A 13,389-nucleotide genomic window follows, 5' to 3' on the forward strand; every position below is an offset into this window, starting at 1 on the left:
CTAAGGAGGAGACGATGAAGATTTGGAAGCTCGACCTTGACGTAAACCGATATTTGTCAGTTACCCCCCTTATTGACTTCTGGGATGTAGGGAACCCCATCTCTGATTCAATAAACAGGTGGCTGGATACTTGGCACAACCCTGTGATGAAAATTGTGAAGGACAGGAGAATGGCTGAGGGGGATGTGTTCTCCTATCTAAGCATGTCCGTTTGCAGCCCAAAGGTAAGAGGGCTATTAGGGCCGCTTGTCGATGATCAGGTGGAATGGCTTCCCATCATTCTAGAGAGTAAGCGTAATGAACACGAGGAAGGATATGCGATCATGCATATCACGAACCTGGTGGATGGACTAGATTTTACGAAAGCGGAGGTGAAGTATTTTCCGAGTGACCCCGAACGAATCATGTCAATACCGAAGTATGCATTTCGGGAAGAGGCAGTCAAGGGCCAACATATTTTTCGGATCAGCCAAATGACAAGAGGAGATAAATTGGTGTCGGATGAGTTTCGGAAGGTAGTAATCGAAAACGGCATTACAGGTTGGGTATTTACAGAAGTATGGGATTCTGAAAAGGAATAGAATGTAAGGGAACAGAAAATCCCCCAAAACGGGGGATTTTCTGTTGCGATTATTTTTTGACCCACCATCGCCGGTTTAATATTGACCCACCCGGCGATTTTTTTTGTTAGGTGGTAGAGTTTTCCCATGAACGGAAGCGTTTTGCAGTCTGTGCACATGTGCGGTTCACATGCGCTATTGTTTTTGCTGATACGCCACCGCGATCTGGGCCGCCACCCTGGCATTGTTTTTCACCAGGGCGATATTGGTGGCGAGGCTTTTGCCCGCCGTCAGCTGTTTTACCCTGTCCAGCAGGAACGGCGTCACCTGCTTGCCGGTGATACCCTGCTCCTTCGCTTCCCGCAGGGCCGTCTCAATCACCCCTTCGATCTCCCGGTGATCGAGCGCATCCGCTTCCGGCACCGGGTTGGCGATCACCAATCCGCCGCGCAGGCCCAGTTTCCACTTGGTGTCCATCAAGGTGGCTACCTCTTCCGGCGTATCCAGGCGGAAGTCGACGCCAAAGCCGCTTTCCCGCGAATAGAAGGACGGGAACTCGCTGCACTGGTAGCCGACGACGGGTACCCCTTGTGTCTCCAGATATTCCAGCGTCCGGCCGATATCCAGAATCGATTTGGCCCCGGAGCAGACCACCGCCACATCCGTCTGTGCCAGCTCGGTCAAATCGGCCGAGACATCCCAGGTAATCTCCCCTTCCCGGTGGACGCCGCCGATGCCGCCGGTGGCAAATACCTTCACGCCGGCCAGTTGGGCCGCAATCATCGTGGCGGCCACCGTGGTCGCCCCGATTCGTCCCGAGGCCAGGAGATAGGGAAAATCGCGACGGCTTGCTTTTTCCACCGTTTTGTCGGTGGCGAAGCGCTCCAGTTCGGCTTCCGTCAACCCGATCTTGATCTTGCCGTCCAGCAGGCCGATTGTGGCCGGAACCGCGCCGTTGTCCCGGATGATGCGCTCTACGTCCTTCGCCATCTCGATGTTTTGCGGGTACGGCATCCCATGGGAGATAATCGTCGTCTCCAGCGCGACGATGGGCAGGTTGTTTTCGAGGGCGTGGCGCACCTCTTCCGTGTAGCTCAGGTATGATTTCATCACGATCGCTCCTTTATCTGTTCATATAACCGTTCGGCCTGCATCCGCGGCGATACGGAATGTTCGGAGGCCAGTGTCAGACTGGCCGCCGCCAGCCCGAGGCGGCAGGCAAGCGGGATGGGCTCCCCTTGCATGACGCCGTACAGGAAGCCGGCGGCAAACGAATCCCCCGCCCCCGTCACATCGACGACCTCCACGGGGAGCGGCGGCAGATGCTCCCAACCGTCCTCCGCCGCATAGCAGACTCCCCGCGCGCCGAGGGTGACCACGACGCTCTGCGCCCCGCGCGCCCGAATCCGCTCGCACGCCGTCCGGCAATCTTCCAGCGTCTTGATCTTCATCCTGGCCAGAATCTCCGCTTCCTCCCGGTTGGGCAGAAGCGCCCGGACGCCCTCCAGCCGCTCCGGCAGCTTGGCCGCTTTGGCCGACGAGACCGGGTCGATGTACAGCGGAATCCCTTCGTCGCGGCACCGCTCGATCACATAGGAAAGCGACGCCGGCGGCAGATTGGTGTCGAGAAACACCGCCTTGGCCCCCGCGATGAAGGACCACCGTTCCGCCAGCATCTCCGGAACAAACCGGTCGTAGATGTCCATGTTGGCGAGGGAGATCACCATCTCGCCGTCCGTGCCCAGCAGGGCGGTATACGTTCCGGTCCGCTCCGCCGGCAGCATCAGGGACCGGCTCACATCGACCCCCGACGCCTGGGTCTCCTTCAGCACCCATCTGCCTTCGCTGTCATCCCCGATGCAGGTGATCAACGAGACATGGCAGCCGAGGCGTCCCAGATTCTCCGCCACATTGCGGGCCACGCCGCCGCACGCCTCGGTAACCGTCACCGGATTGGACGAGTGGAGCCGCACCTTCCCTTTGCTGTGCGCCTTGCGATCCAGATTGGCCCCGCCGATGCAGACGATCAGCGCTTCCTCACTCAGGACATAGGCGCGTCCCTTGATGATGCCGCGTTTCGTCAGGCTGGCGATATAGCCCGCCACGGCCGAGCGCGAAATGCCTACTTTCTCCGCCAGTTCCTGCTGGCTGATGAAAGGGTTGAGCCGGATATAGTGCAGGATCTGCTCTTCTTTTCCCGTTGGCTCCATCCGCAGCCCTCCTTCCTGTTCGTGGACAAAAGTTTATCAAACAAACAATTGTTTGTAAAGACGCCGCGGCTGCCATGACAAAAACAAGCAGCACCCGGTTAGAAATCCGGGAGCTGCTTGTTGGATACCGATATTTTCCCCTCTACCGTCCGCTTTTCAGTTCCGTCCAGTAGCGGTCATACTCCGGCAGCAGATCGCCCACATCCGTCAACCATTCGGTTCGGTCCAGATCCTTCTTGTCCAGGAAAATCATCTTGTTGGCGCGATATTCCTCGCTGTGCAGCGGGTACGCCTTCTCGTTCGGATTGCTGTAGCCGATCGACTCGTAGTTTTTCACGCTGATCTCCGGTTCCAGCAGATAGTTGATGAACTTCTCCGCCCATTCCTTATGCTTGGCCCCTTTTGGGATAGCCAGCGTATCGGCCCAGATGGTGCCCCCTTCTTTCGGCACCACGTACTCCACATCCGGATTTTCCGCGTGGATGAAAGCGGCGTCGCCGGACCAGACGGTGCCGATCCATGCTTCCTCGGCAATCATCTTCTGCTTGATGTTGTCGGTGTCGAAGGCGATGACGCCGGGAACGAGCGTCTTCAGATCGGCGGCCGCCTTCTCCAGCTGGCCTTTGTCCTTGGTGCTGTTGGAGAAACCGTTCTTGATCAGGGCCATCCCGAGCACCTCGCGCGGGTCGTTCAGGAGAATCACCCTGCCTTTGTATTTCGGGTTCCACAGATCGCTCCAGCTGGTGATCTCCTCCTTGATGAATTTCTTGTTGTAGGCAATGCCGGTAACCCCCCAGGTGTAGACGATGGAGTACTTCTTCTCCGGATCGAACGCCGGGGTCTGGAAGGTGGAGACGATGTTGTTCAGGTTGGGGATGTTCGCCTTGTTCAGTTCTTCCAGCAGGCCCAGCTTGATCATCGTGGAAACCATGTAGTCCGACGGCTGGATCAGATCGTAATCGGTCGCGCCGGCCTGCAGTTTGGCCAGCATCTCCTCATTGCTGGAGAACACGTCGTAATTCACCTTTACCCCGAACTTCTCCTCGAAGCCTTTGATCACGTCCGGATCGAAGTTGTCCGCCCAGCTGTAGATGTTGAGAACCTTTTCCTCCTCCTGCGAGCAGCCGGCAGCCCCCAGGGCGAGGCCGACAGCCAGCAGCAAGCTCAGAATCAAATGAATCTTTTTCAATCCTCATAACCCTCCTTACATGATGAGCGAATTGCCCGGTTCCTTCTCCATTCCTTTGCGCCGGAACACCTCCGCCGCCACCAGCAGCAGGATGGTTACGGCGATCATCAGCGTGGAGAGCGCGTTGACTTCCGGCGATACCCCCCGCTTCACGAGGCCGTATATGTACAAGGGCAGCGTTGTGGAATTGGGCCCGGCCACGAAAAAGGAGATGACAAAATCATCCAGCGACATCGTAAACGTCAGCAGCAGGCTGGCGACCACGCCCGGCGCGATGACGGGCAGGGTGACATGGCGAAACGTCTGCCATGGCGAAGCCCCCAGGTCCTGCGCCGCCTCTTCCAGCTCGTTCCCCATCCCGGCCAGGCGGGCGGAGATGATCACCACGACAAACGAGATGCCAAACGTCACATGGGCGGCGATCATCGTCAGCTTTCCGAGCGACATGCCGATCTGGCTGAACAGCACCAGCAGCGACAGGCCCATCAGGATGTCCGGGATGATGATCGGCAGGTAGATCAGCCCGTTCAGCACCGCCTTCACCCCCGCCGCATAGCGGTGCAGGGCAAGCGCGGCCAACGTTCCCAGGAGCGTTGCCAGCAGGCTGCTCCAGGCCGCAATGGTCAGACTGTTGGCCAAAGCCTCCATTGCATGCCGGTTCTCCAAAAGGGAGAGGTACCACTTCCAGGTAAACCCTGTCCACACGGCATTGATGCGTGACTGGTTGAAGGAATAGAGCATCAGCACGATGATGGGCAGATAGAGAAACACCAGCACGAACCACCCGTAGGCGGAAAACAGCCGCGATCGTTTCCCTGTCATCGTTCCTCCCTCCCTTCCCGCTCCTGCACGCGGATGGCGCGAAAATAAAGGAAGATCAGCATCACGGACAAGAGCATCAGCACGATGGACAAGGCCGAACCGAACGGCCAGTCCCGTGCGGACAGGAACTGGTTCTGAATCACGTTGCCGATGAGCGCCGACTTGGCGCCCCCCATCACATCGGGCACCACAAACATGCCGATGGACGAGACGAACACCAGAATGCTGCCGGTGACAACGCCGGACTTGGTCAGCGGCAGCGTGATGTGCCAGAACGCGCGCCACGGGGAGGCTCCCAGATCATACGCCGCCTCCAGCTTGCGCCGGTCCAGCTGCTCCAGCGATACATAGACGGGAAGCACCATGAACGGCAGCAGGGCGTAGACCATGCCCAGCAGCACCGCCGCGGAATTGTACAGCAGCGACAGCGGCTGGTCGATCAGCCCGAGCGACAGCAGGAGGGTGTTGATCACCCCCTGCGACCGCAGGATCACCACCCAGGCGTACGACCGGACGAGAAAATTGATCCAGAACGGCATCATCACCAAGAGCAGCCAGGTGTGCTGCCAGCCCCTCTCTAGGCGGGCGATGTGGTAGGCCAACGGATACCCGATCAGCAGGGTGAGGAACGTCGTCAGCAGCGACACGGCCAGCGTCTCCAGCAGAACCTCCCCGTAGAGGGGGTCGGCAATGCGGCTGTAGTTGTTCAGCGTAAACGCATAGACAACCTGACCGTATGTGCCGCGCTCAAGAAACGACAGCGCGATCACGAGGAGAAGCGGGATGAGAAAGAAAAACGCAAGCCACAGCAGGGCGGGAACAGACAGCCATCTGGTTCTGCTCAGCAAGGGAGCGTCACCTCGTCTTCCGCCGCCCAGCCCAGCCCGACGCGCTCGCCAATCTGCCAGACCGGGTCGGCGTCGCCGTTTTCATGAGCGAGTACCGTTGTCTCCTCCGCCTCCAGCTGGATAAAGATTTTGCGCAGGCTACCCAGAAACACAATGTCGGCAATCCGGCCTGTCCGGCGCGGCTGTTCGCCGCCGGAAGCCATCTTGTATACTTTCACCTTCTCCGGCCGCACCGCCAGAATGGCATCCCTGTGCCGGAACAGGTTGTTTTCCCCAATAAACGTCGCCACGAACAGGCTCTTGGGACGCAGATAGATCTCCTGCGGGGTGCCCAGCTGTTCGATGACGCCCCGGTTCATGACGGCGATGCGATCCGACATGGCCATCGCTTCTTCCTGGTCATGGGTGACGTAGATGAACGTGATCCCGAGATTTTTCTGCAGGTTTTTCAGCTCCAGCTGCAGGTTCTTGCGCAGCTGGTAATCGAGCGCTCCCAGCGGTTCGTCCAGAAGCAGCACCTTCGGATTGTTGATGATCGCCCGCGCGATGGCGACGCGCTGCTGCTGTCCTCCGGAAAGCTGCCTGGGCATCCGCCTGCGCAGTTCCCCGAGACGGGTGAGCTGGAGCACCTCCTCCAGCCGGTGCTGCTGCTCGGCGGCGGGCACCTTTTTCATTTTCAGGCCGAAGAGGATGTTCTCTTCCACCGTCATGTGCGGAAACAGGGCATAATGCTGGAACACCATGTTCATGTCCCGTTTGTAGGGAGGCACCTGGCTGATTGGCTGCCCGTCCAGCAGGATTTCTCCGGATGTGGGCTGTTCGAACCCCGCAATCATGCGCAGCAGCGTGGTCTTGCCGCAGCCGCTCGGGCCGAGCAGCGTCAGAAATTCCCCTTCCGCAATGGCAAGGGAAAGCGGCGGAATCACCGTCTGCTGTCCAAATTGCTTTTCCACTTCGTGCAGTTGGATAATCGTCTTCATGGCAATCTCTCATTTTCCTGAAAATTTCAACTCAATACTAGGTAAATATAACAATCGCCAAGACCTTTTGTAAATAAGGTGCAAACAAGAAACCCGCCCGGCGCCAGCGCAGCTGTGCCGAACGGGATGCCCGTACGTTTTCTCATCACCTTTTATAAAGAAATCCTGCTGCCCACACCCAGGGAAACGGCCCGGTCATACAGGAGTTTGGCTGCCACCACATCCATGGCCGCAAGCCCGACCGACTTGAACACGGTGATCTCGTCCTGCCGCTCGCGCCCCGGGAGACGGCCGTCCACGATCTCGCCCAGCTCCCCGTGGATGCGGTCGGCGGAAAAGAGTCCCTGCCCGATCGGAATCAGCAGATCCCCCGTTTCCGCCAGCGCCCCTTCCCGCGATTCCACCACCACTTTCTGCGCCCGGGAGAGAAGCGCGGAGGGAAGCTCCTGCATGGTGGGCCGGTACGAGCCGATCGCGTTCACATGAGTGCCGGGGGCGACGGCGTCCGCCGCGAAAACAGGAGTGGGGGAAGTGGTTGCCGTCACCACGATATCGGCTCCCGCGACCGCTTCATCCGGATCGTCACACACCTTGACCGCCAAAGACCCGCCCGGTTGGCCGGCGATGCGGGCGGCAAACGCTTCCGCCTTCCCGCGGCTGCGGTTGTACAGCCGCATCTGTCGGATGGGCCGCACAGCTCGGATGGCCGCCACCGCTCCCTCCGCCTGCGCGCCCGTGCCGATCACCGCCAGAATCTCCGCCGCCGCCCGTGCCAGGCAGCGTGTCGCAAGCCCCGCCGCCGCACCGGTTCTCAGCACGGTCAGATAGGAAGCCTCCATCAGCGCCAGCGGTTCGCCGCTGTGGACATCGGCCAGCAGCATAACCCCGTTGATCGTCCGCCTGCCCACCGCCTGATTGCCGGGGAAGACCGAGACCACCTTGATCCCCAGGCTGTCGCGCGCTTCCACGTAAGAGGGCATGAACAGCGACGTGCCGCCCGCCTTTTCCACCTGGACATGCGCGCGCACGGGGGTGACGGTTCGGCCTCGCGAATACTCGCGCAGCGCAGCCGCCACCGCGTCGATGGCCTCCTCCATGCTCGCCAGCCGCCGGACATCCGCCTCATTCAGGATCAGCATCGCGCTCACCCGAGCAGGAAGCCGTCCGCCAGCGGGTCGGTCGGATCGACGACGAATTGATGCAGGCCGGTGAGAAACGCCCTGCCTTCAATGGAGGGAATGACGGCGTCATACGCGCCGACCCGGGTGGTACCGGTCACCCTGCCGACAAACTGGCTGCCGGTGATCCCTTCGTGGACGAACGGCTCTCCCACGTCCAGCAGCCCGCGCCGGTACAGCGCCGCCACTCTTGCCGCGGTGCCCGTTCCGCAGGGCGAGCGGTCAATCTGGCGGTCGGCAAAGATGGTGACGTTGCGCAGATGAGAGGAGGCTTTTTGGGGGGTATCGGAAAAAATCACCCCGTAGATGCCGTGCAGTTCCGGTTCAAGCGGGTGCCGCACCTCCATGCGCGATTCGATCTCCCGCTTGATGGCCGCTCCCCATCGCTGCAGGGCGGGCAGCTGCGCGATCTCCACCCGCAGGCCGAGATCGCGCGCTTCCGCGATCGCGTAAAAAGCGCCGCCGAATGCGATGTCCACCGACAGCGCCACCCCGTCCACCGTAAGCTCTACATCGCTGGCAAACAGAAACGACGGCACATTGAGAAACGACACCGCCTTGACCTCGTCTCCCGCCATACGGGCATGGGCGATGATTTTTCCCGCCGGGCTGTCAATCACCACGCGCTCCTGCTCCCCCTGTCCTTTGCGCGGCAGGTACCCGGTTTCCAGCGCCGCCTTTACCACCGCGATAATGCCGTGGCCGCACATCGTGCTCAAGCCTTCATTATGCATGAACAGCACGCCGAAATCCGCATCGGGACTGACCGGCGGCGTGATGACGCAGCCGTACATCCCGTGATGGCCGCGGGGTTCGTGCATCAGCACCCGGCGGATATGGTCCAGATGCTCGCCAAAATAGGCCCGGCGCTCCAGCATGGTCTCTCCTTTCAGCGGAGGAAGTCCCCCGGTGATAATGCGCAGCGGCTCGCCGCCGGTATGAGCGTCAATCGTCGTATACAGTTTCGTCACCTTCATGGCAACCCTCCGAAGAACGTCAATTCTCGCCTACAGCGTGTATTTGACCGCACATGTCTTGACGGCGCTGTAAAAATCAAGCGCGGCCTGCCCCTGCTCGCGCGTATGGGAGCTGGACATCTTCATCCCGCCGAACGGCGCCTGATACTCGACGCCCGCCGTTTCCTGGTTGACCCGCACCATGCCCACTTCCGCTTCGTCCAGGAAACGGTGGGCCTTGCCGAGATCGCTGGTAAAGACGGAAGCGCTGAGGCCATAGACCGTCTGGTTGCACAGCGCAACCGCATGGTCGAAGTCTTCCGCTTCCAGGATGACGGCCAGAGGTCCGAATATCTCTTCCTGGGCCAGGGGATGGTGCGCGTCTACTCCCTCTACGACCAGGGGGGCGATGTAATAGCCTTCGTCTGCTGCGGCGACGGCCGCCTGGGCGACCACTTTCGCCTCCGACCGGGCCAGCGCCACATAGGCCCCCACCTTCTCGTACTGATCGGCGGAAGCCACCGGGCCCAGATAGGCGGCCGGGTCCAGGGCCGGCGCCACCTTCAGGGCGGCGACGGCTGCCTGCAGACGTTGCCGGAACGGCTGCAGGACCGCTTTTTCGACGATGATGCGGCTGGTGGCCGTGCATTTCTGGCCGGCGGAGCGGAATGCGCCGCTCACCACCATGGGAACGATGCTGTCCAGGTCGGCATCCCGCAGCACGACCGCCGCATTTTTGCCGCCCATCTCCGTCTGGTACTTGATGTTGCGTCGGGCGCACGCTGCGGCGATGCTGGTGCCGGTCGCCGTGGAGCCGGTGAAGCTGATCGCCTGCAAATCGGCCTCCTCCACCATTGCGCTGCCGATCACCCCGCCCCTGCCAATCACCAGATTCAGCACGCCTGCTGGCAGCCCCGCCTCGGCGAAAATCTCCGCCATCCGGGTGGCGGTGAGCGAGGCGATCTCCGCCGGCTTCCAGATCACCGTGTTGCCGCAGATCAGGGCGGGCGCGATTTTCCAGATGGGGATGGCTACGGGGAAATTCCACGGCGTGATCACCCCGACGACGCCGAGCGGCACGCGCTTGCTGTACTGCAGGACAGACGCTTCCGCCGAGGGAATGACGCTGCCGATCGCCCGCACGCCTTCCGCCGCGTAATAGCGGAGCAGATTGACCCCGCGCGTCACTTCGCCGCGCATCTCCGCGATCGGTTTGCCCATCTCGCGGCTGGCAAGCTTTGCGAGCTCGTCAGCATGCCGCTCCAGGACGGCCGCCATCCTGTACAGATGCTCTCCCCGCGCCGCCCCCGTCAGCCTGGCCCACGTCCCGAGCGCCGCGCGTGCCGCACGGACGGCCTCTTCGATATGGTCGGCAGCCGAGAAGCGGACGATCCCGACCTCCTCATGCACCGCGGATGGGTTTTTCACCACCGCGCTGTCCCCCTGGGGAGTGATCCACTCCCCGCCGATCCAGTTTTTCGTTTCCATCCGATCCATCCCTCCTTCGACGCTCTCTTATCTGTTATCGACCGCCTGCCGCAGCTTGAAAAGCTTCCCGGATCGCGGCATAATCGGCCTGGGGCAGCGGCAGGCGCGGCGGACGGGTCGGCCCCACCGGGAATCCGGCCAGCTCCAGCATGTACTTGATCGCCTGCACGAGCTGCGGGCTGGCATCATACCGGTAGAGCGGCAGCATGCGCCGGTACAGGGCCATCGCTTCCGCCACCTTCCCCGCCCTGGCCAGGTTGAACAGCTCCACGCCCTCCTTCGGCAGCGCGTTGGGCACGCCGGCAATCCAGCCGGTCACGCCGACGAGCGGCCCTTCCACCGCCAGATTGTCGACGCCCACCATCACTTCCAGATCGGTCTTCTCCAGAATCTCGTGCATGCGGCGCACATCGCCGGAGAACTCCTTCACCGCCACCACATTGTCGATCTTCGCCAGCTTGGCCAGGAGGTCGGGGGTCAGATCCGTCTTGTAATCGTGCGGATTGTTGTAGACGATGATCGGCAGCCCGACGGACGCCAACGCCTCGTAATGGGCGATGATCTCATGCTCCAGCGGCTTGTAGTTGATGGGAGGCAGCGCCATCACGCCCACCGCGCCCGCTTCCTTGGCGTGCCGCACCCAGCCGACCGCCTGTTGGGTCGACGGAGCGCCGGAGCCTACCGCAACCGGCACTTTCCCGGCCGCCGCCTTGATGACGGTCTCCACCACCTTGGCCCGCTCCTCGGCGGTCAGCGACGCATACTCGCCCAGCGAGCCCGCCGGCACCAGCCCATGAACGCCCTGGCTGATCAGCCATTCCGCCAGTTCGTGCAGCCGTTTGTAATCCACCTCGAAATCCTTGGTAAACGGAGTCACAATTGCCACATACACGCCTTCAAACCTTGCCATTCTTTTCCTCTCCTCTCAAGTATCAATGGTCTTCCGCCGGTGGAATCAGCAGGAAGCCTTCGGTGAATTCGTCTTCCGGATCGTAGAGAAAGGTATGCATCCCCATCAGCCAGGCCGAGCCGGTGATTTGGGTCACCGCCGCCGGGAGGCCCCCCACTTCCGCGCTGGCCAGCACCGCTCCTCGAAAAATGGTGCCGACGATGCTTTCATGCACAAACTCTTCCCCCACGCCGATCTCACCCCGCGCATACATCACCGCCAGCTTGGCGGACGTTCCGGTGCCGCAGGGGGAACGGTCGATCCCGCCCGGGGGAACGACCACCGCATTTTTCACGTGGGCCTCCGGATGGGTCGGATCGCTGTAGAATTCGACATGGGTCAGCCCTTTGATATACGGATGAACCGGATGGACCACCTCCAGCGTCCGGTTGATCGCCTGGCGAATGCGGACGGCCGTCTCGACGATGGCCGAAGCGTTGGACGGCACCAGCGGCAGCGCCAGCTTGCGCGCGTCGGTGATGGCGTAAAAGTTGCCGCCGTACGCAATGTCGCACGTCACTTCCCCTAGGCCGTCCACCTCGACGGTCACATCCCGTTTGTACAGGAAGGCCGGAATATTGCGGAACGTCACCTGCTTCGCCTTGCCATTCTCCACCTCGATGCGCACCTCCACCAGGCCCGCCGGGGTATCCAGCTTCAGCGCGGTCACGGGCTCCGTCACGGGAATCATGCCGGTCTCCACCAGCGCCGTACAAAAGCCGATGGTATCGTGGCCGCACATGGGCAGGTAGCCGCCCGTTTCGATGTAGATCACGCCTACGTCCGCCTCGGGATCGCACGGCTCCACCAGCAGCGCGCCCGACATCACCTCATGCCCGCGCGGCTCAAACATCAGGAGCTTGCGGATCCAGTCATATTCCCGCTTCATGTGAAGCATCTTCTCCCCCATCGTGCTCCCCTCAAGCTTCGGCAGCCCGCTCAGCACGGTGCGTGTGGGATTGCCGCCCGTATGGGTATCCACCGTGGTAAACGTTTTGCTGGCTTTCATCGCTTACGTCCCTCCTCTCCTGGTAAACCGGTCGTGACGCAGCGGCGCCGTCGGGATGATCGTCTCTTCCCGGCCCTGCAGTAGTTCGGCCATCAACTTGCCCGTCACCGCAGCCAGGCTGATGCCGTCCCCTTCATGGCCGGCGGCGATGAAAAAGCCCGGCACCTCCTCCACCCGCGAGACGATCGGCAGATGATCCACCGTCCAGGGGCGCAGTCCCGCATAGGTGCGAATCAGGGTGAAGTCGGCCAGCCTGGGATAAAAGCGCAGCATCCGCCGCGCCATGCAGCGCACCACCCGCAAATCCACCTTGGTGTCGAACCCGACGAACTGGCGGCTGGAGCCGATGAGAAAGTTCTGGCTTTCGGTGGGCTCAAAAACCAGCGCCACCCCGTACCGCTCCGTCTCCTCGTCCACCTGCCGCTTCCCGCCGAACTTCGTGATCAGATAGCCGAACTCCATCACCTTGCGCAGCCCCACCGGCGCCTGCCGGGAGGCGACGATCAGATGACCTTTGCGGGGCTTGATCGGAATCTCCACGCCGAGCATCCGGCCGATCTGCGGCGCCCAGACGCCGGCGGCATTCACCACCTGTTTGGCGGTCAGCTCCCCCTGCGATGTCTCGATGCGGAACCCGCCGGCAGCCTCGCGAGTCACGGCCGTCACCTCGCTCCTCAGCCGCACCTGCGCCCCGCGCTTTTGCGCACCGGCAAACAAGGCGTATGTCAGCAGGTAAGGATTGACCGTGGAGTCGGTCGCGCATTCCAGCCCGCCCAACAGATCATCGGCGAAATAAGGGGACTCCTGCCGGATGTCGGCGCGATCCAGCATGCGGAAGGGAAGGCCCGCCTCCTGCTGCCGCCTCACCCATTCTTCGGCTGCCCGCATCTCTTCTTCGCTCTCGCACACCAGGATGCTGCCCGGCGCCCGGTATTCGAACGGATGCTCCAGCTCCCGGCTCAGCTCCGCCACAAGCTGCTGGCTTTTGAGCGACATCTGGCTGTCGAAGCCGGGATCTTTGTCAATGGCAAGGATATTGCCGTCACAGCGCGAAGAGGTGCCGGACGCAAGCTCCCCCCTCTCGATCACCGTAACCTCCATTCCCGCCTTGGCTGCATAGTAGGCAATCGCCCCGCCGATAATGCCGCCGCCGATCACCGCCACTTCCGTATGGGCTCTCTTCGTCATGCTCGTTGCTCC

13 protein-coding genes are annotated in these 13,389 nt (G+C 61.4%); 1 reads left to right on the top strand and 12 read right to left on the bottom strand.

Annotated features, from left to right (window positions below):
* The first annotated feature begins 14 nt into the window (after positions 1-14).
* Positions 15-581, top strand: coding sequence for an imm11 family protein (locus G3578_RS20015; RefSeq protein WP_165215466.1), 567 nt, complete (start codon positions 15-17; stop codon positions 579-581).
* A 174-nt stretch (positions 582-755) separates the two neighbouring features.
* Here the strand turns inward: G3578_RS20015 and G3578_RS20020 are convergent, their stop codons facing one another.
* The 12 genes from G3578_RS20020 to G3578_RS20075 all read right to left on the bottom strand — a co-directional run bounded on the left by G3578_RS20020 (position 756) and on the right by G3578_RS20075 (position 13,377).
* Positions 756-1,670 carry a pseudouridine-5'-phosphate glycosidase gene (locus tag G3578_RS20020; RefSeq protein WP_165215469.1) on the bottom strand — a complete coding sequence of 305 codons (915 nt, stop codon included), beginning with the start codon at positions 1,668-1,670 and terminating at the stop codon, positions 756-758.
* Entirely contained in the window at positions 1,670-2,770 is a 1,101-nt protein-coding gene (locus G3578_RS20025) for a carbohydrate kinase (RefSeq protein WP_165215471.1), read from the bottom strand. Before G3578_RS20025 ends, G3578_RS20020 begins: the two co-directional genes overlap by 1 nt.
* A gap of 142 nt (positions 2,771-2,912) precedes the next feature.
* Positions 2,913-3,959, bottom strand: a complete 1,047-nt coding sequence (locus G3578_RS20030; RefSeq protein ID WP_165215474.1) for a polyamine ABC transporter substrate-binding protein — start codon at positions 3,957-3,959, stop codon at positions 2,913-2,915.
* A 15-nt stretch (positions 3,960-3,974) separates the two neighbouring features.
* Entirely contained in the window at positions 3,975-4,781 is an 807-nt protein-coding gene (locus tag G3578_RS20035) for an ABC transporter permease (protein ID WP_165215476.1), read from the bottom strand.
* Entirely contained in the window at positions 4,778-5,626 is an 849-nt protein-coding gene (locus G3578_RS20040; RefSeq protein ID WP_165215539.1) for an ABC transporter permease, read from the bottom strand. Before G3578_RS20040 ends, G3578_RS20035 begins: the two co-directional genes overlap by 4 nt.
* A complete protein-coding gene (locus G3578_RS20045; protein WP_165215479.1) occupies positions 5,623-6,609 on the bottom strand; it encodes an ABC transporter ATP-binding protein in 987 nt (328 codons plus the stop codon). Before G3578_RS20045 ends, G3578_RS20040 begins: the two co-directional genes overlap by 4 nt.
* A 152-nt stretch (positions 6,610-6,761) precedes the next feature.
* Positions 6,762-7,748 carry an ornithine cyclodeaminase family protein gene (locus G3578_RS20050; RefSeq protein ID WP_165215481.1) on the bottom strand — a complete coding sequence of 329 codons (987 nt, stop codon included), beginning with the start codon at positions 7,746-7,748 and terminating at the stop codon, positions 6,762-6,764.
* A 5-nt stretch (positions 7,749-7,753) separates the two neighbouring features.
* The gene (locus G3578_RS20055) at positions 7,754-8,764 is read right to left on the bottom strand and encodes a proline racemase family protein (protein ID WP_165215484.1); all 1,011 of its coding nucleotides are present in this window, start codon (positions 8,762-8,764) and stop codon (positions 7,754-7,756) included.
* Between the two features lie 30 nt (positions 8,765-8,794).
* The gene (locus tag G3578_RS20060) at positions 8,795-10,231 is read right to left on the bottom strand and encodes an aldehyde dehydrogenase family protein (protein ID WP_165215486.1); all 1,437 of its coding nucleotides are present in this window, start codon (positions 10,229-10,231) and stop codon (positions 8,795-8,797) included.
* 34 nt (positions 10,232-10,265) lie between these two features.
* A complete protein-coding gene (locus tag G3578_RS20065) occupies positions 10,266-11,141 on the bottom strand; it encodes a dihydrodipicolinate synthase family protein (RefSeq protein ID WP_165215489.1) in 876 nt (291 codons plus the stop codon).
* 22 nt (positions 11,142-11,163) lie between these two features.
* Positions 11,164-12,189: a 4-hydroxyproline epimerase gene (locus G3578_RS20070; protein ID WP_165215492.1), complete on the bottom strand. Its 1,026-nt coding sequence runs from the start codon at positions 12,187-12,189 to the stop codon at positions 11,164-11,166.
* A 3-nt stretch (positions 12,190-12,192) separates the two neighbouring features.
* Positions 12,193-13,377 (bottom strand): NAD(P)/FAD-dependent oxidoreductase, encoded by a 1,185-nt coding sequence (locus G3578_RS20075; RefSeq protein ID WP_165215494.1) that lies wholly within the window; start codon positions 13,375-13,377, stop codon positions 12,193-12,195.
* Between the last annotated feature and the right edge of the window lie 12 nt (positions 13,378-13,389).

Source organism: Brevibacillus sp. SYP-B805, assembly GCF_011059135.1.
GTDB lineage: Bacteria > Bacillota > Bacilli > Brevibacillales > Brevibacillaceae > Brevibacillus_F.

Excerpts from the sequence above, each read along its gene's own strand:
- G3578_RS20015 (WP_165215466.1), top strand. The coding sequence starts at position 15 with ATGAAGATTTGGAAGCTCGACCTTGACGTAAACCGATATTTGTCAGTT.
- G3578_RS20045 (WP_165215479.1), bottom strand. The coding sequence starts at position 6,609 with ATGAAGACGATTATCCAACTGCACGAAGTGGAAAAGCAATTTGGACAG.
- G3578_RS20055 (WP_165215484.1), bottom strand. The coding sequence starts at position 8,764 with ATGAAGGTGACGAAACTGTATACGACGATTGACGCTCATACCGGCGGC.
- G3578_RS20020 (WP_165215469.1), bottom strand. The coding sequence starts at position 1,670 with ATGAAATCATACCTGAGCTACACGGAAGAGGTGCGCCACGCCCTCGAA.
- G3578_RS20070 (WP_165215492.1), bottom strand. The coding sequence starts at position 12,189 with ATGAAAGCCAGCAAAACGTTTACCACGGTGGATACCCATACGGGCGGC.
- G3578_RS20035 (WP_165215476.1), bottom strand. The coding sequence starts at position 4,781 with ATGACAGGGAAACGATCGCGGCTGTTTTCCGCCTACGGGTGGTTCGTG.
- G3578_RS20075 (WP_165215494.1), bottom strand. The coding sequence starts at position 13,377 with ATGACGAAGAGAGCCCATACGGAAGTGGCGGTGATCGGCGGCGGCATT.
- G3578_RS20050 (WP_165215481.1), bottom strand. The coding sequence starts at position 7,748 with ATGCTGATCCTGAATGAGGCGGATGTCCGGCGGCTGGCGAGCATGGAG.
- G3578_RS20025 (WP_165215471.1), bottom strand. The coding sequence starts at position 2,770 with ATGGAGCCAACGGGAAAAGAAGAGCAGATCCTGCACTATATCCGGCTC.
- G3578_RS20065 (WP_165215489.1), bottom strand. The coding sequence starts at position 11,141 with ATGGCAAGGTTTGAAGGCGTGTATGTGGCAATTGTGACTCCGTTTACC.
- G3578_RS20060 (WP_165215486.1), bottom strand. The coding sequence starts at position 10,231 with ATGGAAACGAAAAACTGGATCGGCGGGGAGTGGATCACTCCCCAGGGG.